Genomic DNA, 23,466 nt, shown 5'->3' on the forward strand with positions numbered 1-23,466 from the left:
GAGTGCCGAAATATAAGTTAATGGCGGAGAGGGAGGGATTTGAACCCTCGGTACCAGTCCGCCCTCAAAATATACACTTTTGCTCAATATTTAGACATCTAAGATGTCGTTGACATCCCTAAACGTTATCCATTACGTTATCCATAGATAGAGGGGAATGTCTGGGTGCTGACTATATACAGAAAGAATATCTGATGCCAAGCATACACCGAAGGGATGGCCGTCCGTATTGGTACGCCGCTTTTTACAACAGCGATGGACTCCGCACCTTGAAGTCTACCGGAACCGACAACAAGAAGGAGGCCATGCGCCGCTGCCTCGAATGGGCAGAGGCAGCGAAAACCGGCAGGGAAGGCCGGTTGACCCAGGAACGCGCTCGCAAGGTCTTGGCGGACATATTCGCCAGAGCCAACAAGGAAACGATGTCCGCGAGCACGGTCAAAGAATTCATGGAACACTGGCTTGCCAAGAAAGAGCTGGAAGTTGAGGAATCCTCCCTTGTCCAGTATCGGAGTGCCGGGAATGCCCTTCTTGACCACCTGGGCGCCAAGGCAAACCGCCCCATTGAAACAATTGCCTTGAGGGATGTGTCGTCCTTTCGGGACGCCATGGCGAGGCGTATGGCGGCCGCCAGCGTGAACAAAGTGCTGAAGATCCTGGGGGGTGCATGGCGGCAGGCGCGGAAGGACGGATTGCTGGATGATGACCTGTTCTCAAAGATTACCCCCATAAAGGGAGCACGAGGCACGCGTCGCCCATTTACGATGGACGAATTGAAGCTCATTCTCGCTGTCGCGGATACTGAATGGCGAGGCATGATCCTTTTTGGCTACTACGTCGGCGCCCGCCTTTCGGATATCGCCGGCCTGACATGGGCCAATGTGGATCTTGCCTCTAGCGATCTTCACTACACCGCCCAGAAAACAAAAAGGCCGATGCACGTCCCACTGGCTGGCCCGCTGGTCGAATACATAATGGCTCTGCCTTCGAGTGATGATCCCCAGGCACCTTTGTTCCCAACGGCATACGAAGGGAATCGCACAGGGACCTTGAGCAATCGGTTCTACAACATCATGGTCGATGCCGGTCTTATGCCGAAACGCACCCACGGAAAGCAGAAGAAGGGACGCGAAGCCAAGCGGGCGTTGAATGAACTCTCATTCCATTCGTTGCGCCATACGGCGGCAAGCGCCTTGCGGAATCACGGAGTGACGGATGTTGTGGCCATGGCCTTGCTGGGTCACGAATCGGCGGCCATAGCCCGGCATTACACGAAAATTGATCGCGCCACCCTGCGACGAGCCGTCGACGCCCTGCCAAACCTGACCAGTAAAGAGAAATAAGGGGAATGCCATGAAAAAGATGCCCACCAAAATGAAGAAGATTCGCAAACAGAAACCCACGCGTGCCACCAAGCGGGCGCCGAATTCATCCCGGAAACCCTCAGCTACGCTGGCGAAATCCGATCAGCCACCCCAACCCCCCAAAACCACTGTGGACGCTTGGAGGGAACGACGGGATCAACGGAAGGCGGAACATGCCACCATGATCGCCGAGGACCCCTGGAAGGCATCGCAGACCGCCCAGGCTCAACTGGACGATGCGCTCGAGCTTTTCTCTGCCTTAATTGACAAAGGGGCACTTCACTACAGGCTGAAGAGTGTGGACGGCACCCAAGACCATTCCACCGATGAGGCGGCCCAGTGTCTTTGTTCTCGCATATCGTATTTGACTCGGTTGGTTGCCAGTTTCGCACATGCCGGTCACCCCGACTTCGTTGCGTCGGCATGGGGGGACGCAAAATTCCTAACGGAGTTAGTTCATGACCTTGCTTTCGACAAAAAGACGGCCCCCGTACTGGAGCGGTATGCTCGCCGATCCCTCTTCCTGCCCTCACTCCGGGCACGGCCGGCAACTTTCACTCATGACTTTCAGACGGTGGCCGAGACCCTTCATCTGTCGGAGGACTGCCTTTGCCATATGGAGGGCGCTTCGACACACAAACTCGATTCACCGATCACTCACTTGGTAGCCGAAGTGGTCGAGCTCATCGGGTGGATTCAGGAACACTTGCGGTCAGGGCGCGAGTTGTACACCCATTCTCGTAAGGTTTACGCCGAGCAGCGATCCAAGAAGCACCCTTCGAAGGGCGATAACGCTTTCGCGAGCCGCATTGACGCCATGACTGAGGACGAGTACCTCGTCTCATTCCAACATTGCCGCCCTGCAACCCTGCATTATGACAAATTGCCGCCGCTGACAAAGGCCACGGCGGACGAATGGTGGAACAAGGCTGTCCGGCCAGAAATCACACTCCGTTTTGCGACCCTCGACGGGACGCGAGTGTATGCCCTGCTGAATGGTAACAAGCCTCACGAGAAACTGGACGATCTCCGCCGGCGCGGGAAAAGCGCGTTACGAAGCCTCTCCCGGCCCACCCCTCAAGACCCCCACCCCTCTTGAGGGTACCCCCTCTTGAGGGGATACCCTCTTGAGGGCCACCCCATATGTAGAGTGCGGCGTGTGGCATTTTAGTCCGGCAACGTGTCAGAGTGTCCCCCATGCAAAGCAATGAAGCTTTGCGGAAATTAAAAGGGCACAACAATGACACGAAACATGATTCTAACCGAAGCGCCAGCGGACTCCACGGCTGGAGGCGATGAGACATACCCCGCCAAGTGGATCCGTCTCCCCACCCGCGGCCGCTGCCCGCACACGGGCCTGAGCCGCGCCGCCTACTACGAGCTCATCAAGGCGAGCCGGATCCGGACGGCCAACCTGAAGCGGCCCGGCGCGCTTCGCGGCACCCGGCTTGTCTGGTTGCCCTCCATCATGACCTATCTGGACCGTTTCGCCACCGGCGGGACTGAAACGTAAAAAACACAGGGCGGTTTATGAACGCAGTACCATCACCACTTCTGGATCCCGCCGAGATCAAGCGCGCGCTGGCTGTCATGGTAGCACCGCAACAGGCGTTTGAAATCCGGATACTGATCCCATACAGGTCGGGCCGGAACTATCAACCGAAGACCATATTCGGATACTTTGACGATCCCGGCCGCGTGGTGGAGTCTCTCATCGCCTTGCGCCTGGATGCCGCTAAGGGTATCTACATTACCCTTAACCCCATTGACCCCGCGCTCCTCGCACGGAGTCACAACCGTTTCACAGAAGCGAAAACAGATAGCACGACCCCCGACAAGCACATCCTGTCCCGCCGGTGGCTCCTCGTGGATTTCGACCCGGTCCGTCCTGCTGAGATCTCCGCCAGCGACGAGGAGAAGGCCCAAGCCCATGCCCGGTGCCAGGACGTTTACCGGGCATTGCAGGCTGCTGGCTGGCCGTCGCCCATCGTGGCCGATTCGGGCAACGGCTACCATCAACTCTATCGCATTGACTTGCCGAATGATGACGAACGGGTCAAGCGATGCCTCAAGGCGCTCGATCTGCGCTTCTCTGATACCGCGGTGAAGGTTGACACTGCCGTATTCAACCCTTCCCGCATCGTGAAACTCTATGGAACCAAGGCCATGAAAGGCGACAACTGCCCTGACTTGGGCCGTCCACACCGCATGTCACGCCTGCTCCATGTTCCGGATCAGATTGATCCCATTCCCGAAGGGCTTCTTGACGCCATAACTGGTGGTGATGTCGTCGAAGAGGAGCCCAAACCGCCCCGCGCCCAAGATCCGATGAAAAAGGGTAAAGTCAGTTGGGACAAAGCCCGGATGGAGGAGTTCATTGACCAGCACTTGTCCCATTGCGAGCCTGGGCCGGCCACACCTTACGCCGATGGCCTGAAATGGGTTCTGCGCGTCTGCCCGTTCGAGCCCGCCCACGATGACCGCTCCGCCGTCATAACCATGCGTGCCAGCGGGGTTCTCGGCTTCCGCTGCCAGCACGACAGTTGCCAGGGGAACAACTGGAAGGCTCTGCGCGAAAAATACGAACCCAAGACCGATAAACCGGTCAGACGGGAAATCCAGACCGTGACGGCGGCCGGTGGAGACGAGGAACTCGTGGCGCAATGTGGCCCTCCAATCCTGCTGGACGGCAACGACAAACCCACGGAAATCAATCAGATGTTCGTTGCGGCCCGCCACAAGCGCGACAATCTCATTCTCTTTGAGCCAACGCTGGCCATGTTCTACTGCTATGACGACCCCACCGGATTATGGAAACCCAAGACCGAGAGCCGTGTCGTGGTGGAAATGGGAGATAGCCTTCAGGTTCTGCTCAATTCCTATGGTGCAGCCGAGTTGCTGCGCAAACGCTCGGAGTCATTCATGAGCCAGATTCTGCGGTTTCTCAGGGGTATGGCGGAGGAGGCGGACGCTTTCCTGCGTCGGCAATCCGTCATCCATGTCGGCAATGGCGTCATCCACCTGGATGAGGATCCACCTGCGCTCCACGAGTTCAGCCCCGACTATTACTCCCGGAACCGGTCGGAAATCTGTTACGACCCGGACGCAACATGTCCCCGCTTCCTTGACGACCTGCTCCGGCCAGCCTTGCCGGAAGAGGACATCAGCCTGCTGCAGCGCTACGCCGGGCTCTGTCTCCTGGGCGGCAATCCTGCCCAGCGGTTCCTCGTCATCCGCGGAACTGCCGGGGGCGGGAAATCGACTCTTGTGGAGATCCTCGAGACCATCATCGGCCCCCACAACGTGGCACAACTCCGAGTCCAACTGCTTTCCGAGCGGTTCGAGATTGCCGGATTTCTGGGCAAGACACTCCTCTGCGGCAAAGACGTTCCCGGCAATTTCCTGGATAACCGGGCGGCCCATGTACTCAAACCCCTGACCGGCGGAGATCGGCTCAGTGCTGAACAGAAAAACGTCAAACACCGGTTTGAGGTCATCGGGGACTTCGCCGTCATTATCACCACCAACACCCGGCTCCACGTCCGGCTGGACTCTGACACCGAGGCCTGGCGTCGGCGCATGCTCATCGTTGACTTCACCCAGCCCCCAACGGCCAAGCCGATACCGAACTTTGCCCGCGAGTTAGTCCGGACTGAAGGCCCTGGTATCCTCAATTGGTGTATCGAGGGTGCCATGAACTTGATCGAGGAACTCCGTGTACACGGGCGTATCCAACTGACCGAGACCCAGAAGCACCGCGTTGACGGACTACTTTGCGAGTCTGACAGTGTTCGCCACTTCGTTTCCAAATGCGTTACACAAGACCCGTCCGGTGATGTGACCGTGTCAGAACTTCTCACCGACTACAACCTTTTCTGCGATTCCCAGGGCTGGCAGCCCGTTTCAGTTCGCCAGTTCGAAATACTGGTTTGTGATCACATGGTATCGCTCCATCACGCCCACAAACGGACCGACATCCGGCGGAATGACAAGAACCAGCGCGGCTACGCCCACGTCGTTATCCGGGATGGCAAATATGTCGTGGATTCCTTTGAGCCAGACCAGCCTGAACTGGTGCCATTCTGATGGTTATTATCGTGCTTCGTGACCGTATTTTCAGCCTGATCCTGTGCGGGTCAGAGAGAAATATGACTCCAGAGCGGCCAAAAGATCCTGCGGACGCGGCATGGCTGCACCAAGATCCGCCTTCAATGACTTGAGCAGATCCGGCCATTCTTGCGATTCGAGAGCAAACGCGGTGACGAACCGCTGGAGATCGGCGCGCACGGACTCCGCGATCACGGGACCGGTGTTGGCGGGCAACGCGGCGGCCAGGCGGAATACATCGCGGCGATGCTTTCGGATGTCCTTGTCATCCACTTGCTGGCCAGCCTCGCGCCGCTGCGTCAGGTCAAGCCAGGCGCGCGCCTTGAGCGGGATGAGCGCCGCGGCGGTGACGATCGGGAGGTCGCCGGACATGATCCTGCAGTCGAGGATCAGCCGGTAGTAGTCGTCATCCATCAAGATGGCGGAGAGGCTGGAGAGTTCGTCGGCGATGGCAATAGGCACGATTTCCTGACCGGCCGCCAAGTCTAGGCCCTCCGGCTGCCGACTGAAGATCTCGACGATGGCCGGGAAGTCCGGCTCTGTCGGTTTGCTGAAGCGGTAGTAAGTCCGTTTGCCGGTCGACCGGTGGCGGTTGTCGTACTTCCCGGCACGAACGAACTCCCAGAAGCGGGACACGAAGGCTGGCGTCAGCGCCTCGATGATGAGGACCATGTCCACGTCCTTGGTAGGGCGGAAGGGAAGCCCCTGCAGTCCCAACCACTCGTCGCACGCCACTCCACCGATCACCACGAAAGTGTCCGGATGATCGCTGAAGTATTCCCGAAATCTCTGGAGGCCCTTTACCATGGCATGCCCTCCAGAAGGGCGGTCAATGCTTTCTCGATACGTTCGTCGTGTGTGCCGCGCAGGCTCAGATACAGAGACAATCGGTCAACGGTGGGTTCGTCCGACAACAGTCGGGGATCGTAGGCCCAGCACTCCACGCGCGCTTGGGCGTCTTCAGGACCGAGGCATCTGACTATGTCTCCTCGCTCCAACTGGGCCCGATAGTCGGAGCTCTTCATGGCGTAGGTGGGAAGTTCATCATCGGAAACCATGGAAGATGATGCCAAGGCGGTCAGGCCCGCGTGGAGATTCCGCTCGTCCTTGCGAATGAAACGAACCCAATGGCGCGCTTTTACCGGACTCAGCAGGTGTGACTCGGCGCGCCCCCAAAGCTCGCGCATGGGTGCCGGAAACTCCATGTGAGTGCTGCGGCCTTGCTGGATCGACTTGCAGAGCTCCAAGGATTCCAGTTCGATCCGTACGGTGCTCAGGGTCATTGCCGAGTAGCCCAGTTCACCTGCCAGTTCGCGAAGTGAGACTCCCTCGACGTGTCTGCCTAGAAGATGCCGGAGCAGAACCACCTGTGCGGCGGCCGCCAGTCGGCTGACAGGCTGGCTTGTCGTCCGCGGGAAGCGTTCGTGCAAGTCAACCATCATGGGCGGAAGGAATGCCTGGCGATGCGGAACCACGAAGGGTATTCCCAGACGGACGAGTTGCTGTCGACCGTAGGAAGAAACCTGTTGCAGTACCAGCACCACCTCGTTGTCTAAACTGGACCGGAGTGTATTGTGATGCCGCGCGTATTCCGACGGCGTGGCGGTGTCTGTGTCGGGATTTTGGATGGCCAGCAGGGACTGGCGACCGAAAAGCTGAGTCTTCGCCAGTCGGTAATAGCTGCGCAAATAGAGCGGTAGCCTTCCGGATATCTCGCTCTGGACTTCTTCGATGAGGGGGGCGGTGCCGGTTGCTTCCTCTATGTACCGTCTATACTCTGCTTCAAGGTTCACGGGGGTATGTAAATCAATTTCAAACGATAAAGCAAGCAACTTTATCGTATCAATGATTGTTTACATGTGGCAGGATGAATGAATCTGGTTATCCTTGGAAAGCCACCATTCTGACGTAAATACTCTTTGATGACGTTTTAATTTCTGCTATAGATAAATTATGAGTTCACCTGTACGCACAAACATAATCAAGCGACTTCAGTCCTCCTTCCCTCGAGGGAGGCCGATCGACGTCCGCGATCTGACTTCAGTGGGGGTGTATCCCGCATTGGCCTATCGCTATGTCCAATCCGGCTGGTTGGAACGGCTGGGCAGGGGTGTATTCATGTTCGCAGGAGATCAGCTACAGCGCGACCCCAGTTTGGGCGTTCTTGCACGGCGTATCCCTGGCCTCCATATCGGAGGAAAAACAGCCTTGGCTTGGCGAGGCCTAGCGCATAACGTCGCGTTCCGGGAAACACTCTCTTTGTGGGGACCCAGAAACGTGCGCCTTCCGCCGTGGTTTGCCGAAAGATTAGCCTGCCGATACACGAGTCGCGGCCTCTTTGATGCCACCTTGGAGCCTGGGCTTGCTTTGAGCTCACTCCCCGAATCGCCAGGCGGTGTGGCCGTGTCGGAGCCAGAACGCGGGTTACTCGAACTGCTGAGTGAGGTGGGCCTCCGGCAGGAAATCGAAGAGGCTCGGAGTATTATGGAAATGACCTCATTTCTAAGGCCCGAAATCATAATCGCGCTCCTACGGGGTTGCCGCCAGATCAAGACGCTGCGGCTTTGCATCCAATGGTCAAATGAACTCGGCCTGCCATGGGCCGAACAGGCCCGTGATGCGGTTTCCAACCGGCTTGGCAGCAGCCGCTGGGTCAAGCAACTCCCTGATGGGCAAACCCTCATACTCAAGGTACCATGAACAAAACATGAACCTCGCCACCGGCAATTTCTTCTCAGCCTTGTGCTGGCCGAACCCGATTGGAGCCTGATGCAGTGCCCCCATCTGGCCGACCTGCCAGCCTTGCGCTGGAAACTCCAGAACTTGGGAAAGACGGGTTAAGCAATCAAATCGCAAGAAATTTGATCAGCAATCAGATGAATTGCGAGCGCATTTCAAAGCTTGACCAAAGAAGTTCCGAAACTTAGTGGCTGACTATGCCCAAACATTATAAACATATCGAAACGACGATCATGGCTTTTTTCAATGAGAAGGGCATGAGCGTTGAGATTGAGCCCTCGGGATCTCGCGGGCCGGACGTGCGCGGGGTGACATGAGCATATCCCTGCCGGGATTGACGACCTGAGCAATGGCGCCAGAGGGTGGGTTGCCGTTATTTGCGGCCAACTGCGGTATATGGTGAAGAAGGCAGGAATCACGCAGGGGTGGATTGTATACGAGAATTTTGATTCGTTTGAAACCAGTCTCCTGCAAGCCGCATCCTTTCTGAGAGAGAAAAGAATAATCACTTTTCATTCACCTGAGCACATGGAAAATGTAGGATTTCTCCAGGCAGATTACCTTTAAAATCAATTTCGCCAGCGAGACTTCAAAGATCGTTCAGTCCACCACCCTCCGGCCCAGCAGCAAATTACTGATCGGCAGAAGGCGATTGTTACCCGCGATTTGCTGAATCGGCGCCGTGACTGGTGCCGTTCTGGCAGGTATTTCCTCTTCCCGGGTATTCCCATCTACCTCCCAGCATCCGGCTGATACATGCCATGGCGGAAAAGAGATATTGATAGCCAACGACTTACGCGGCAGGTGCCTGTCCCTGATCCCTGATGAGGTTCGGCATGGAGAAGTTGACCCCCGCATTGCCAATGCAGTCGGATATCTTGCCAACGTCATCCTGAAGGCGCTTGAACAAGGCGAAGTCGAAAGCCGACTGGCTGAATTAGAGGCGGCGGTCAAAGGGCACCGCACCCCATCAAACTTAACCATAATGGAGGCATCATGAGCATTGCAACGAGCGAGAAACGTATTGAAACCATAGAAGCGCAACTGACCCCGAAGGAGTGGGCTATCCGGTTTGTCGATGGAATCAGGAAATATCCTTCGCTGGCCGATTTTTCCCGGGCTGACATCAAGGGAGGGGTACTGTTTTGCCAAAAAGCTCAACGGATGCTTATTAAGCAGGGAGAAGCCAGGTTTCCCGAAAAGAAGCAGCTACGCGAACAAAAGATTGAGGTCAAGCGGCTGAGTAGTGAGTATGCCATGCTGAAACATCTGGTATTCACCGTTAATATGGCCATCGGGACCCGGAACGACAAAGCTAAAGCTGAATTTGCGATGTATCAGCTTGCCCTGCAGGGAATAAGCCTGCAGGACGCCTTTACTGAGGCCGCTGAAAAGGCTTATGAATGGATCGTCGGCCAAAGAGGTCATGGTGGGGCGGGGGAGTCACAGCGCGCCGTTCTTGACGAACTGGAGGCATGCCATGCTGATGCCGAAGCGACAACTTATCCGTTTATAGCTGGTTTGGGCGCTGAGACCGTCTTGTTGCTGCCTTTTGACCTGATCTGCCACAAGGCGGCTGTTGGAATCCTGACTGAGTCATATTTTGAGGGGCACGGCATACTCTCCCGGGAAATTGAGGAGGAATTGAATAGCCACATAACGGCGATTGACGACTTAATATCCCAGCACAACGAGAAGCTGACGGTCCGGGGAAGGGATGGGAATTGGTTAAGAATCGATAAAGAGATCATGCCGGCCACTGCCGAGTCGGCCAGGGCCCTGGCGGATACATGGATTCAGGTTGCCCGGGACGCGGCGATCATCGACATTTTAAGCTGGATGCAGGAGTACGCTGAACGTGAATCATACCGCCGTCAGGTTGTCAGGCGTATGCTTGGCGTGGCCGAATGATCCCGCGAATCTCGTTCCTTCGGATATGTTCATGGAAATCGAGGCCTGTGTGGGGGGGGCGAAACGCTGACTTCAGGCTGTTTGATGAGCATTGAAGTGGAGGCCGCTTAGCATCCGGCTGATACATGCCAGGTCGGAAAAGAGATATTGATAGCCAACGATTTACGAGGCAGGTGTCTGTCCCTGGTTTCCCACCGTCATATCGCCTGAGGAATTCCTCGCCTTGCTGGAGATGGAACGCCGATCCAATATGTAGGGACAGGGCTCGATGGCGGTGGATAAGGAACCCCGCACACACAGGGGCGGGCCTTCTTGTAATCGCCGTGATATTCCCTTTGCTGCTGTCTTTGGCTGGAGCCCAGAACAAACTGCCAGTCATCGTGGCCGGGGATATGATTTCACTTCCGCTGGGCAACACTCCAGGCACATTTGTATCTTAACGGGCGAAAACCAGGTCGACGTGCCTGGGCACCCTGGCGGTGGGAACTTGAAGGCGTCAAGGCCGGAGAGAACCGATGCCAATTGCGGGTTCACGGCAATGGCGGAAACCTGCACAAGTTGATCTGCTCCAACCAGGCCCAAGGGTGGCTGGGGTGGGCTAGGTTGTGGCTAAATTAAGTAGCAATAAGCTATCGTCTCGCAAAAGGATCTCGTCAGGCGTGTTCCCAAACGGTGGTCATTACAGAGGCAATTGCGGAGCACCAGCGGACGGAATCAACGCTTACGCTTGCGCCGGTTCACAGGTGGGCTTGCCTTGTTGCGATCCTTCCAGAGGTGGGTGCGGTAGTGGGTGGGGGATTGCCCGATCTCCTGCATGAAGGCCCGGCTGAAGGCATAGATTGAACTGAAGCCGCAGGCTTCGGCAATGTTGGTGATATTCTGATCCGTTCGGCTCAGTAGGGCGCACGCGGCAAAAACCCTCGCCCTGCGGATATAGGACACGACCTTAAGTCCCAGTACCTTCTGGAAGCAGGTCCGGAGATAACTGGTTGATGTGAAAATCTTCTTCGCTACCCCCGTGACTGACAATTCAGGATCGGCGCGATGGGTTTCGATGAACCGGCAGGCCCGCTGCACAAGCCGATGAGCCGGGAGTGCTTGACGTGAGTCCCAACGGACGGTGGGTTGCTGTTGGATCTGTCGGAGCAGACGCAAGAGCAAGATGCTGAGGAGCACAGGGACAGCGTCGGCAGGTTTCTCCGGGTAAGCGGCCTTATATTCCTCCATCAGGTTCGTCACCAGGGGCCAGAGATCCGGAGCAATATTCACGGGATGATTGTGAAAGTCGGCCAGTAATTCAGTGTCCGGCATTTCGAAGGTAATGAAAAGCATAGCGGCGGAGGTGTCGCCATGGGCAAGATAGCGGTGGGACTGGAAGGGGAAAACGAGCAAGGCCTGCCCCGGCTCCAAATCCAGCAGGATGCTGTCCAGCATCAGTTTGATCTCCACCTTCAAGTTGAGAATTAACATGTACCGGTGATGGACGTTGCTTACCTGGCTCACGGGAAACTCCTTGCTGCAAAAAATGAGGATATTGCAGGGAGCGGGCATGCGACTATCAGGAAGACCTATAAAAAAGTTCTCAGGGAAGACGAGTTGGGTCGCCTGTTGTAATACGTCGGGAGGCGGCAGTTGCGATTTAGATAAACTTCTGGTCGTTTTAGCCATTTGTTTCTTCATAACAAAGATTCATGATGGTTTCAATAGATCAAATAAGGAATTGGCCATGACAAAACGACGGTTTGTACAGGTGGGGGTGGGCGGGCGTGGCGAGATGTTCTCGCTGGCGATCACAGGAAAGTACGCGGCGAGTTGTGAGTTGGTGGCGTTATGTGATGTCAACGAGGGACGCCTGAAACTGCGCTCGCAGGAAATCGAAGGCGCCGTGACGTATCAAGTGAAGACCTACCCCGCCGAACAGTTTGAAAAAATGATCGCGGAGATGAAGCCGGATTGCGTCATCGTCACCTGTATCGACCGGGAACACGATAACTACATTTGTCGCGCCATGGAGCTGGGTTGCGATGTCATTACCGAAAAGCCGATGACGATTGATGAGCAGCGGTGCCAACGGATTGTTGACACCCAGCACCGGACTGGCAAGAAATGCATCGTCACCTTCAACTACCGTTATGCTCCGGCCCGTACCCATGTGAAAGACCTGCTGATGTCCGGTGTAATCGGCCGTATTCTCTCGTTGGACTTCCAGTACCTCCTCGATACGAGCCACGGCGCTGACTATTTCCGGCGCTGGCACCGGAACAAGGCTAATTCCGGAGGCTTGATGGTTCACAAGTCGACGCATCACTTCGATGTGATCAATTGGTGGCTATCGTCGATTCCGGTTTCTGTTTATGCCGAGGGGCGTCGAGCCTTTTATACGCCGGAGCAAGCCAAGCGCTATGGGCTGAACAACTGTGGCACGCGATGCAGCGAATGCGTCGAAGTGGAGAAGTGTCCGTTCAAAATGAAGTTTGCTGATCATCCGTTTCTGGCCAAACTCTATCAGGCTAATGAAAAATATGATGGCTACTTCCGGGACCAATGTGTTTTCAGTCCCAAAATCGACATTGAAGATTCGATGAATCTGGTCGTCCGTTATCAGAATGGGGTACTGATGACCTACTGTCTGAATGCCTTTACTCCCTGGGAAGGCTTCCGCGTTGCGATTAACGGGACCAAAGGACGTCTAGAACATTCCTGGGAAGAAGCCGTAGCCAGCAAAACGGGGCAGGTTCCCGGTTCAGGCGAGACGATCACCATTTTCCCCCATTTCGAGCCGCATTACAGTGTGGAGCCTTGGAAGGGCCAGGGCTTGCATGGTGGGGGTGATGAACGGTTGCTTGAGAACATTTTCAATCCCGCCAGCATCAAAGAAGATAAATATATGCACGCGGCGGACTATCGTGCGGGGGCTTATTCCATCCTGACCGGGGTTGCGGCCAACCGCTCGATGGCTACGGGGCAGCCGGTACGTCTGGATAGCCTGATCAAGAATGTTGCGATGCCTGATTTTCCAGCGATGCCCGAGTGATTTTCAAAAAGTTAATTCAATAGAAAAGGTATGCCGTTCATAAATACTGAAGAGTGCGATAGAATGAAGTCGTATGGGGTTCGCCCCTCGGGCTCCATGGGAATGGTACTGGCGATGATGATGGGTGTCACCTCCTCGGCCTATGCACAGTCCCTGAGTGTCACCAACGGACTCGAACTATGGCTGAAAGCGGACGCCATTTCTGGCGCTAACGAGGGTGATGAGGTGGCTACATGGCCGGATGCATCAGGAAACAAGGCCGATGTTAGCGCGCCGGAAAGCAAACGACCTGTATTCCGGAAGGACTTTGCCAATGGAAAACCCGCCCTTGCATTTTCTGGTGGTCAAGGATTGGCCTCATCCAAGCGGTTCTCATTCAAGGACTTTACAGTATTTGTGGTATTCCTTGTCGAAGGATCACCGACCTATTATGAACGATTGGTCGACCATGGATTTACCGATGGGTTTTGGATTGGTCGCGATGGGATGAAATCCGATAGCTGGGGAGGGGGGACACCCGGGGCGAAGTTGTCTCCTTACGGAAATTTTAGCCGTTATAGCCCTCGAAGTCCTGGTTTCATGGTGGTATCGAGGAACGGTATGGTACAAAAAGTTGCGGGACCCCGAATTCGCCGGTGCAGGGAAAGGTCAGTGAGGATAAAACCAAGGAGAATCCCATCGCCATCGGCTATGAACCGAGGTCTGTCGAACGGAATCTTTGCGGTCAAATAGCAGAAGTCCTGGTTTATGGGAGAACCCTGACGGAGGCAGAGCGTCAAAATGTAGGTGGATATTTATGTGGGAAATACACCCTTATGGAATCAGTTGAATCTGAATCGAAATCAGCTGGAGCGGAAGCTGTCCGGCCAATGAAAGATCTGTCGGTCAACGTGGTGAGTTCAAAAGACGGTGCGCTTCAAAAAGCCATTTGTTTTGTTCCTCCCGAGGCGGGGAAAGGCCAGCCAGGGGAGTCAGTGCCACTGTTGGTGTTTTTGCACACTTGGAATGGTACCTACTAGCAGGGGGTTGATATCCTGCCTGAGGTGAAACAGCGGAAATGGGCATTTATAGCCCCTGACTTCCGCGGACCTAACAAGACCCCGCAGGCTTGTGCCTCGGAATTGGCTATCCAGGATGTTCAGGATGCTGTCGCGTATGCGCGGAATCATGCCAGAGTAGATCCCTCCCGGATTTATCTTCTGGGAGGCTCGGGTGGTGGTCATATGGCGTTAATGATGGCGGCGAAAGTCCCGGCGCTTTGGGCGGCAGTGGCGGCTTGGGTACCTATTACCGATCTCGCCCAATGGCATACTGAAAGCCTTGCCAGGACCAATGAATATGCCAGATATCTTGAGCAAACTTGTGGCGGGGCTCCTGGAATGAGTGGACCGGATAAAGAGTACCAGTCCCGATCTCCCCTCTTTCACCTTGAAGCCGCCAAGGGGCTGCCCATCGATATTGGGGTGGGAATCCACGATGGTCACAAGGGTGGTTCCGTCCCGATCAGTCATTCACTCCGGGCATTCAACACCCTGGCTGCGGCGAATAAGTGTGAGGATAAGTTGCTCAAGGAGAGTGAGATTGTGTTCATGACCGAACGCGAGCAAATTCCCCGGGAACTTTTCGGAGAGAAGGAGAATGATTCTGAACGCCGGCGTGCCATACTGTTCCGCCGTGTTGCAGGACCTGTTCGTATTACGGTTTTCGAGGGTGGGCATGAGGGTGAATATACGGCCTCCTATAAATGGTTAGCGCGCCAGCAAAAGGGTAAATCAGTGGTCTGGCGCCCGGAAAATCGTTCAGTGGGTGTGTTGCCTGGGACCGATAATGTCAATCAAGTGGCACGCTGATGATACCGTTACCTAAGGAATGTACATCCGAGTGAAAGGACGTGAGCGAATGTCAGGAATGAAGATGATGACGACGGTAGCGGTGCCACCATGGCGTGAGCCGGCGATACTTGATGAGTTGGTCGCGATGTGTCAGGCGAGCGGGACAACGGATGTTGCCATCATGTACATGTGCCATCCACAGGGATTTCCATTGCTTCAGAAATTCGGGGATTATGCCGCCCAATTTAGACGTATCAAGGTGCGGCTTGATGAAATTGGCGTGCGGTCGGGTATTCTCTTCCAGACCCTTGTCAACCATAGCGATCGGTTGGAGCCACTGTCTCCGGCTCCCTTTCAGCGTATCGTCGGTTATGACGGCACCGGTTGTCCCGCCTGCTTCTGTCCGTTGGATCCGGATTTTCTGGGCTATGTCAATGGCATGGTCACCCAGTTGGCCAAGGCCGGGCCATCCTTCTTTCTGGTGGATGATGATGTCCGGCTCGACAATCATTCTCCCGCCAAGTGGGCGTGCGCGTGTCCTCGTCATATTGAGCTTTTCAACCGGTTGTCGGGGCATTCCTGTACCCGTGAGGAACTGTTTCATATCATGCATCAGGAGGATGAGTCCGGGCGTAAGGCGAGGATTTCGTGGCAACAGGCGGGTGACGAAAGTCTCTTGTCGCTCATGCAAGGAATCCGGTCAGCCATCGATGCCGTTGATCCAACCATACGATGTGGAAAGTGCATCAGTTATGGCAAGCACATGTTCCGCAGTGAGCCCATCATCCGGGCGCTTGCCGGTGGGACCGTTCCGCTGGCAAGGTTGGCGGGGGGCTATTACAGCGCCACCTCCGTATCCGGATTTTCCAATGCCGTCACCCAGAACGCCATTCAGCGCAGTTTAATGGGGGCTGGCATCGAACTCCTGTGCGAGGCAGATACGTTCCCTCACAGCCGGCATGAAACGTCAGTCAAAGGCTTGAGATGTTTTATCACGACGACGCTGCTGGCGGCTGGCGTTGATGTTCCCTACACCTGGATACCGGGCGTAATGGAATGGATCCGCAAGGACGTTGATGCGTATTCGCACATGCTGGGAAAGAGCGCGGGTTATTTTGGTGTCGTAAAGGAAATTGGCAAGAGCGTGACATGGTTGGGCCCCACCGTGATTTACAAGGGCCCTTCCCCCATCAATAAGCCCTGGAGTCAAACGGCCGTGGAAAATGTCGTCGTCGGCCTTTGGGGTAGTTCGGTGTGTGGACGCTTGGGAATTCCCTTCACCTGCAATGATCCGGTAGCCTCCGTCAAGATGTTGGATGGCGACGCCGTCTATGGCCTGACGCGGACAGAGACCGAAGGACTGTTTTCAGGAGGGTTGCTCCTGGATGGGGCGGCGGCCATCAATCTCTCCCGCATGGGGTTCGATGAGTTGATGGGGGTACATGTGCAGGATGGTGATGAGGACTTGCGGTGCGACGCTGAAGAATTCGGGAGTGATCGTGAACTGAACGGGACTTCGACGGGAAAGTCCGAATGGGTAATGCGGTTCAATGCCCGTGACTTGAAGCGCATTACACCGGTTTGTCAAGGAGTCAGGATTGCCTCAGAGTTCGTGGCTTCGCCCTGGTTCAACAGCACTGAGCGGCGAGGGGTGTCTCCCGCCTTGACGGTGTTTGAGAACCGTCAAGGCGGCCGTGTGGCCGTGTATGCCCACACTCTGGGTACTTTTCCCGTGCATGTCGGTTTCATGAATGATATCCGCAAAGAGCAGTTGCTTTGTGTGATGTCGTGGCTTGGTGGGGAGCGATTACTGGGCGTGGCCCACGCCGGGGTGGATACCTATTGCCTTTATGGGCAGGATACTCGCAGCAGGGACCAATTTGCGTTGATTGTTGGCCTTGGTCCCGACGATATCTTCCCCCTTGTCCTGAATGGCGGTTCCGTTCCGCCGCTGGGGGTTGAGGTTTTGAAGGATGATCAGCATTGGGAATCCCTGAATTTCACCTGCAGTGAGGGACGGATCGCAGTTGAAATCACCCTGGGAATGATGAATCCCCTGGTGATGCGAATCCGATACGAATCATAACCCATCCGCTATGCGGTGAGTGGCGATATGGATAAATATCCACTCGCTACGGCCATTTGTTTTCGTGAAACAAAGGTCTAAAGTAATCTCAAATAAAGGGAGGCCTGTGTTTATGCGGAAGATCGGAATAGGGTTGATCGGTTGTGGCGGACGGTTGCGCGACGTTGTCAAACACCTGACGCGGGCGACCGACCAGGTGGAGGTGGTGGCGCTCTTTGATCCGAATCCGCAGTCCATCAAGGCCGCACAGGAGGCGTTTAATCCCGATGCCCGGGTCTACGGGGATTACCTCGAGCTGGTTCGAGATCCTGCGTTGGATTGGGTGATGATCGGGTCCTGGAATTGTTTCCATGCGCGCCAGGCGGTGGCGGCGCTTGAAGCAGGCAAGAATGTCTTCTGTGAAAAACCACTGGCACTGTCGGCGGCCGATTGTATTGCCATGCGCGACGCCTGGCGGGCGTCGCAGAAGATGTTCATCATTGGTTTCACCCTGCGGTTCTCGCCGCACTACCATCGCATCAAAGAGATCATTTCCTCGGGTCGAATTGGGAAGATCCGCAGCCTGGAGTTCAACGAGACGCTTCATTTTGACCATGGCGGTTACATTCACTCCGATTGGCGGCGCAAGACTGAATGGGCCGGTAGCCACTTGCTCGAAAAGTGTTGTCACGACCTCGATCTGGTGAACTGGATGACCGACTCCGTACCGGTCAAGGTCGCGTCGTTTGGCGGCTGTGATTTCTTCAAGCCTGAGAATGCGTATCATGTGGCGCGGCTGGGGCAGGCGCCGGGCGGTAAGGTTCCCTTCTCGACCTGGGACGTGACCAGCGAGGCGGGTCGTTTGACGACACCGTTCAGCGACGACAAGGATATTGTGGATAACCAGGTGGCCATCTTTCAGTTCGCCAATGGGGTTCGCGTTTCATTCCATACCGACTGCGCCACAGCCATTTTCGAGAGGCGGATGGTCCTGTGTGGAACGGAAGGGACCTTGCGGTCGGATGTGGTTACCGGTCAGATCGAGGTGGAGCGGTTCGGGTATAACATGGTGCGCGAGGATTGCCGCACGGATGCCTCGGGCGGACATGGCGGTGGCGATGAGGTGTTGGGGCAGGGTCTGGCGGATTCCATTCTGCATGGCAAGCCGCCGCCAGCTTCGCTGGACGAGGGATTGCGAGCGGCGTTTGCGGCGTTTGGCGCCGATGAGGCGCTGCGGACCGGTACGGTGGTGGATATGATGCCGCTGTGGCGGCAGGCGGGGATAGAATTGTAGGCGAATTGCGATGGGGAGGGGGGTTACATGAATACTAAAACAATGGGTTGGGCGGCGAGGTTGCTGGCGTGCTCCTTGATGTTCACGGCAGGGGTAAGTTTTGCCAACACGTGGACCGGTGGGGGAACGAGTTCCAATGCCAGCGAGGCGGCGAACTGGTCGGGCGGCGTGCCCACGACTGGCAGCGCCATTGTGCTCGATGGCACGAGCAGCAGTAAGAATATGAACTGGGACGCGCCCACCAACAGCCTGCCCTATTCGGTGGCCTCCTGGCTTCAGACAAACTACACGGGGACCGTAACGGTCTTCACGGTGTACGGTTCGAACGGGTTCACCAACTTCACGATCACGGGCGACTGCGTCATCAGTAACGGCATGTGGACGCATCTGGGGAACACGGGCGGGGAGACGAATCGGCTACGCGTGACCGTGAATGGCAATTTCACGCTGGGCTCCAATGCCAGTATCAATGTGCAGGGCAAGGGGTACGCGGCGGGAAAAGGACCGGGTGCGGGTTCATCGTATAGTGGCAACGGCGAACCGGCGGCCAGCTACGGGGGCATGGGGGCTGATGCGATCCGTAACACCTATGGTTCCATCGTCTCGCCGATCAATCTGGGTAGCGGTGGTAATGTAGCAGGTGGCGGGGCTGTCTGGTTGACGGTTAATAGTGCGGCGACCATTGATGGAACCATTTCGGCTCAGGCGACACAAGGCGTTCTGGCGGGCGGTTCTGGGGGCTCGATCCTGATTGAAGCGAGTAGCCTGACAGGGAGCACCAACGGATTGCTTGACGTATCGGTGCCGTACAACTCAAACAGCAGCAGCCAGCGGGGTGGCGGAGGCGGACGTATTGCGGTCATTTTGACCGGATCCTCCTTATTTGGTTCAGTGCGGCTGAAAGCCAATGGCGGTCAAACTTGGGATGGTATTTTTGGGGCGGCGGGAACGATTTACCTGCAAACCTCCACCCAGACGGCGGGGACGGGGACGTTGTTGATCGACAATGCGGGTCTGAACTCTCTGGCCCAAACATTGATGACGCCCGCAGACACGAACTTGAATGCCTTCGCATCGATCATCATTACGAACAAAGGCATGCTGGGTTTGAACACGAATACGGTTTGGAATCTTGGCAATCCTGTGAACCTGATCGCGTATGGCCCTGCAAATTCGTTTGTGGCGGCGGCGCAGACCAATGGGTTGTCGATCCCAAACGACTGGACACTCTCCGGTGGTTATACCCTGCGGTTGTACACGAACCTGAATATTGGAGGCAATCTGACGGTGAGCAACGCCACTTTGGAGTTGTTTGCCGGCTGGCGGACCAATTTACATGTAGGCGGCAACCTGCTGGTGGCGACGAACGGCACCATCTCGCATGCCGCCAATAACACCAATGAGCAGTATCGCCTGGCCCTGCAGATTGACGGAGATCTGACAGTGGCTGCGGGCGGCTCGATCGATGTGACCGGGAAAGGTTACACGAAATCGGCGGGACCGGGCCGGGGGGACGGGAGCAACTCCAACAATAAACCGGGGGCGAGCCATGGCGGCCTGGCCGCCGAATGGACCAGCGCCTGGGCCTATTGGGTGACCTATGGTTCTGTTACGGCACCGACCAACCTGGGCAGCGGCGGCATCGGGGCAAGCCTTTCAAGCGGGATTCTTTGGGCGGGGGGGGGCGGCGCGGCCGAGATCCGGGTCAATGGGGCGACTCGGTTGGCCGGTTCCATTCTGGCAAAGGGTTACCTGTCGAATATGGCGGGGAGCGCCGGAGGTTCCATTTTCCTGACAACCGGTACCCTCGCGAGCAATGGAGTCATTGACGCGTCGGCTAATGCGACCACTCAATACGGCGGTGGGGGCGGGCGGATTGCCGTGGTTCTGACCGGCGGCGACTCTTTCGATTCTGTGACCATGAGGGCGTTTGGCTCGGGAACCTACCGGGGTGCCGCTGGCACGATCTATCGGCAGACCGCCAGTCAGGGGGCCGGGCGCGGGGTGGTAACCCTCTATGGCGATGCGGCCACTTACACCACGAACACGGTCACTCGGATACCCGCGTCCACCAATGCCGCGGCCGGCGAGATTACCAGCCTGCAATATGTCACGCTGACGGCCACCAACTATGCCAACGTGGCGGTGACGACCAACCTGACCATGGGGGATTTGTACCTGACGGACGACAATGCCAAACTCCGGTTGAAAGGGTATACGCTCACCCTGGGCGCGGAGTATCACGCCTCGTGGGGCGCGTCGAATCGGGTGGTTTTCGACGGGGGCCAGATCGTGTGGTATCCCGGCGCTTTGGGCGTACAGGCACTGCCGCCGTCGAATGTTGGCTCTAACTTCGCGACCCTGAACGGGCAAGTGATCAATACCGGGGGAGCGGAGAATCCGCACACGTACTTTTGCCTGGCCTACGTGGACGCAGGCACCCTGAGCACCGGCGATTGGCTCCGTGTGGTCGACATGGGGAGCGGATACGGCAAGTCCGCCGGGTTCAGCACCAATCTGACCAGTTTGCTCCGAGGCAGCACCTACGTCTATCGCTGCTACGTCACCAATAGCGTCGGTCAAGCTTGGTCGGTCACGAACGGATCGTTTCTCACCGTTGTCCTGCCGACCGTCGCCAACCCCGGTGCGACGGCCGTGGGCGGCCACACGGCCACGCTGCGGGGACAGGTGACGGACACGGGTGGCGAAGTACCGAGCGTAGGGTTCGAGTACTGGGTGAACGGCAGTTCGACCACGACGACGGTGTCGAAAGGGACGCAGGCGGGCCTCTTCACGGCAGATCTGGGCAGTCTCCTCATCGGCAGCAACTACACCTATCGCTGCGTGGCGTCGAATGGGGCCGGCGCGGTGTGGTCATCGGCAAGCGGTTTCCAAACCCTGTCCAATGAGTATATCTGGTCGGGCGCCGGGGCGGACCAAAAAGCAAGTACCCCTGGTAACTGGCTGCAAGGCGCTACGCCCACCCATGCGACCGATCTCGTCCGATTCGACTCGGCATCCGGCACCAACATAACGTGGGACCTGACGAACACCGTGGCGGCATGGATCCAGACGTCGGACTACACCGGAACCGTCACCATCGCCACCACTTATGGGAGTTCATTCCCCTCCCTTGTGGTCGCAGGGGACTGCACGGTGCTGGGCGGCGTGTGGACGCATCTGACGAACTCCGCTGCGGAGACGTACCGGCTGGCGGCCAGTGTGGGCGGCAACTTTACGCTCGGATCCAATGCCAGTATCAATGTGCAGGGCAAGGGGTATGGAGCGGGGCAAGGACCGGGGGCGGGTGGGAGTGGCAACTACAATGGGTTGTCGGCGGCCAGTCACGGCGGCATGGGGAATGGGGCGGTCAACAATACTTACGGATCCATCGTTGCCCCGACCAATCTGGGCAGCGGGGCCTATACTGTTGGCGGCGGCGCTATCTGGCTGACGGTCGATGGCACAGCGACGATCGAGGGGACGATTACGGCCCAAGCGGCGCAACCCAGTTTGGCTGATGGCTCCGGCGGTTCGATCCTGATCAAGGCGAGAACTTTAGCGGGGAGTACGAATGGCCTGCTGGATGTATCCGTGCCGTATAACAGCACTGGGTCGGGTCAGAAGGGCGGCGGCGGCGGACGGATTGCGGTGAAACTGACCGGCTCCACCTCCTTCGGTTCGGTGCGCATGAATGCCGGTGGGGGGCAAGTCCATAACAACTACTACTCGTCTGACCTCTATCGCTATCACGGTGCGGCGGGCACGATTTACCGGCAAACCTCCGCGCAAGCCGAAGGAGCGGGAACACTGTTGATCGACAATGGGGGGTTGGTCAGTTTGGCTCAAACTCTAATGACGCCTTCAGACTCCAACTTGAATACTTTTGCGATGATCACCATCACTAATCAAGGCGTTCTGGGTTTGAATACGAATACCGTCTGGAACCTGGGCAATCCCGCGAACCTGGTGTCATACGGGCCGGCGCAGTCTTTCGTGGCGACGGCGCAGACCAATGGGTTGAGTATTCCAACCGACTGGACGCTCTCCAGCTATACCCTGCGGTTGTACACGAACCTGAATCTCGGCGGCAACCTGACGGTGAGCAACGCGATGCTGGAGATGTACGCCGGGTGGCAGACCAATGTACACGTGGTCGGCAATGTGCTGGTGGCGACGAACGGCTCGATCTCGCATGCCCCCAATGGGACCTCGGAAGTCTACCGCCTGGCTCTGCAGGTTGACGGCAATCTAACGGTGGCCGCCGGTGGCACCATCGATGTGACCGGAAAAGGTTACGGGCAAGGAAGCGGGCCGGGGCGCGGGGATGGCAACTCCTATGGTGTGGGTGCAAGTCACGGCGGTCTGGCCGCTGAATTCTCGACACCTTGGGCATATTGGGTAACGTACGGATCCATCCTGGCACCCACCAATCTGGGCAGTGGGGGCATTGGGGTGGGCGGCGGTTCGGCCTGGATTCAAGTCAACGGGACGACGCTGTTGGCGGGGTCCATTCTTGCCAAGGGGTTGCCCGGCACTTATTCGGGCAATGCCGGTGGCTCCATTTCCCTGACGACTGGAACACTCACCAGCAACGGGGTCATCGATGCGTCGGCCAATACGACCGCCAACTACGGCGGCGGAGGCGGTCGAATTGCGGTTGTTCTGACTGCTAGCGACTCGTTCGGCTCTGTGTCCATGCAGGCGTTTGGCGCGGGAACCTCTCGTGGCGCCGCCGGCACGATCTATCGGCAGACCGCGAGCCAGGGAACCGGGCGGGGGGTAGTGACCATCTATGGCGATGCGGCAACTTACACCACGAATACGGTCACTTGGATTCCTGCGTCCACCAACGTCACGGCCGGTCAAATCAATAGCCTCAAGTATGTCACACTGATAGTCACTAACTATGCTAACGTGGCGTTGACGACCAATATGACCATGAACGATCTCTGCCTGACGGATGATAACGCCAAACTTCGCTTGAACGAGCACACGCTCATATTGGGACAATATTATCACGAGTCCTGGGGGACTTCGAGTCGGGTCGTCTATGCCGGGGGGGATATCCTGTGGCCGCAGGGGACGATTTATAAGATTCGTTGAGATCAATAAAGGAG

At 56.7% G+C, this 23,466-nt stretch carries 17 protein-coding genes, 1 tRNA gene and 1 pseudogene; 15 read left to right on the top strand and 4 right to left on the bottom strand.

The features are described from left to right. Positions 1-21: 21 nt before the first annotated feature. A tRNA-OTHER gene (locus WCS52_17475) sits at positions 22-143 on the bottom strand. A 51-nt stretch (positions 144-194) separates the two neighbouring features. On the opposite strand from WCS52_17475, the gene WCS52_17480 reads away from it, so the two are divergent. The 4 genes from WCS52_17480 (at position 195) to WCS52_17495 (ending at position 5,450) form a co-directional block, all read left to right on the top strand. After that, positions 195-1,343, top strand: a complete 1,149-nt coding sequence (locus tag WCS52_17480; GenBank protein ID MEI6168976.1) for a tyrosine-type recombinase/integrase — start codon at positions 195-197, stop codon at positions 1,341-1,343. A gap of 10 nt (positions 1,344-1,353) precedes the next feature. Then, positions 1,354-2,463 (top strand): hypothetical protein, encoded by a 1,110-nt coding sequence (locus WCS52_17485; protein MEI6168977.1) that lies wholly within the window; start codon positions 1,354-1,356, stop codon positions 2,461-2,463. Between the two features lie 141 nt (positions 2,464-2,604). Next, positions 2,605-2,877 (top strand): hypothetical protein, encoded by a 273-nt coding sequence (locus WCS52_17490; protein MEI6168978.1) that lies wholly within the window; start codon positions 2,605-2,607, stop codon positions 2,875-2,877. Positions 2,878-2,894: 17 nt separating this feature from the next. After that, complete coding sequence (locus WCS52_17495; GenBank protein ID MEI6168979.1) at positions 2,895-5,450, top strand: phage/plasmid primase, P4 family; 2,556 nt, start codon at positions 2,895-2,897, stop codon at positions 5,448-5,450. Between the two features lie 30 nt (positions 5,451-5,480). Here the strand turns inward: WCS52_17495 and WCS52_17500 are convergent, their stop codons facing one another. After that, positions 5,481-6,278, bottom strand: a complete 798-nt coding sequence (locus WCS52_17500) for a hypothetical protein (GenBank protein ID MEI6168980.1) — start codon at positions 6,276-6,278, stop codon at positions 5,481-5,483. Further along, a complete protein-coding gene (locus tag WCS52_17505; protein ID MEI6168981.1) occupies positions 6,272-6,913 on the bottom strand; it encodes a hypothetical protein in 642 nt (213 codons plus the stop codon). Before WCS52_17505 ends, WCS52_17500 begins: the two co-directional genes overlap by 7 nt. 676 nt (positions 6,914-7,589) lie before the next feature. Here WCS52_17505 and WCS52_17510 point away from each other — a divergent pair. From WCS52_17510 to WCS52_17525, 4 genes and pseudogenes are all read left to right on the top strand, one after another. After that, positions 7,590-8,171: a type IV toxin-antitoxin system AbiEi family antitoxin domain-containing protein gene (locus tag WCS52_17510; GenBank protein MEI6168982.1), complete on the top strand. Its 582-nt coding sequence runs from the start codon at positions 7,590-7,592 to the stop codon at positions 8,169-8,171. 18 nt (positions 8,172-8,189) lie between these two features. Next, a pseudogene (locus tag WCS52_17515) lies at positions 8,190-8,294 on the top strand (nucleotidyl transferase AbiEii/AbiGii toxin family protein). A 598-nt stretch (positions 8,295-8,892) separates the two neighbouring features. Further along, on the top strand, positions 8,893-9,210 hold the full coding sequence (locus tag WCS52_17520) for a hypothetical protein (protein ID MEI6168983.1): 318 nt from the start codon (positions 8,893-8,895) through the stop codon (positions 9,208-9,210). Then, the gene (locus WCS52_17525; GenBank protein ID MEI6168984.1) at positions 9,207-10,121 is read left to right on the top strand and encodes a hypothetical protein; all 915 of its coding nucleotides are present in this window, start codon (positions 9,207-9,209) and stop codon (positions 10,119-10,121) included. The genes WCS52_17520 and WCS52_17525 overlap by 4 nt, the downstream gene beginning before the upstream one ends. 714 nt (positions 10,122-10,835) lie before the next feature. Here WCS52_17525 and WCS52_17530 read toward each other — a convergent pair. Then, positions 10,836-11,624: an AraC family transcriptional regulator gene (locus WCS52_17530; protein MEI6168985.1), complete on the bottom strand. Its 789-nt coding sequence runs from the start codon at positions 11,622-11,624 to the stop codon at positions 10,836-10,838. 223 nt (positions 11,625-11,847) lie between these two features. On the opposite strand from WCS52_17530, the gene WCS52_17535 reads away from it, so the two are divergent. From WCS52_17535 to WCS52_17565, 7 genes are all read left to right on the top strand, one after another. Beyond that, positions 11,848-13,155: a Gfo/Idh/MocA family oxidoreductase gene (locus tag WCS52_17535; GenBank protein MEI6168986.1), complete on the top strand. Its 1,308-nt coding sequence runs from the start codon at positions 11,848-11,850 to the stop codon at positions 13,153-13,155. Between the two features lie 30 nt (positions 13,156-13,185). Beyond that, positions 13,186-13,887 carry a hypothetical protein gene (locus WCS52_17540; GenBank protein ID MEI6168987.1) on the top strand — a complete coding sequence of 234 codons (702 nt, stop codon included), beginning with the start codon at positions 13,186-13,188 and terminating at the stop codon, positions 13,885-13,887. 83 nt (positions 13,888-13,970) lie between these two features. Beyond that, a complete protein-coding gene (locus WCS52_17545; GenBank protein MEI6168988.1) occupies positions 13,971-14,174 on the top strand; it encodes a hypothetical protein in 204 nt (67 codons plus the stop codon). A gap of 24 nt (positions 14,175-14,198) precedes the next feature. After that, positions 14,199-15,005 (top strand): alpha/beta fold hydrolase, encoded by an 807-nt coding sequence (locus tag WCS52_17550; GenBank protein ID MEI6168989.1) that lies wholly within the window; start codon positions 14,199-14,201, stop codon positions 15,003-15,005. A gap of 64 nt (positions 15,006-15,069) precedes the next feature. After that, entirely contained in the window at positions 15,070-17,073 is a 2,004-nt protein-coding gene (locus tag WCS52_17555) for a hypothetical protein (protein ID MEI6168990.1), read from the top strand. A 112-nt stretch (positions 17,074-17,185) separates the two neighbouring features. Continuing rightward, complete coding sequence (locus tag WCS52_17560) at positions 17,186-18,346, top strand: Gfo/Idh/MocA family oxidoreductase (protein ID MEI6168991.1); 1,161 nt, start codon at positions 17,186-17,188, stop codon at positions 18,344-18,346. Between the two features lie 27 nt (positions 18,347-18,373). Then, a complete protein-coding gene (locus tag WCS52_17565; GenBank protein ID MEI6168992.1) occupies positions 18,374-23,452 on the top strand; it encodes a hypothetical protein in 5,079 nt (1,692 codons plus the stop codon). Positions 23,453-23,466: the final 14 nt, after the last annotated feature.

It is taken from the genome of bacterium (assembly GCA_037128595.1).
GTDB lineage: Bacteria > Verrucomicrobiota > Kiritimatiellia > CAIKKV01 > CAITUY01 > JAABPW01.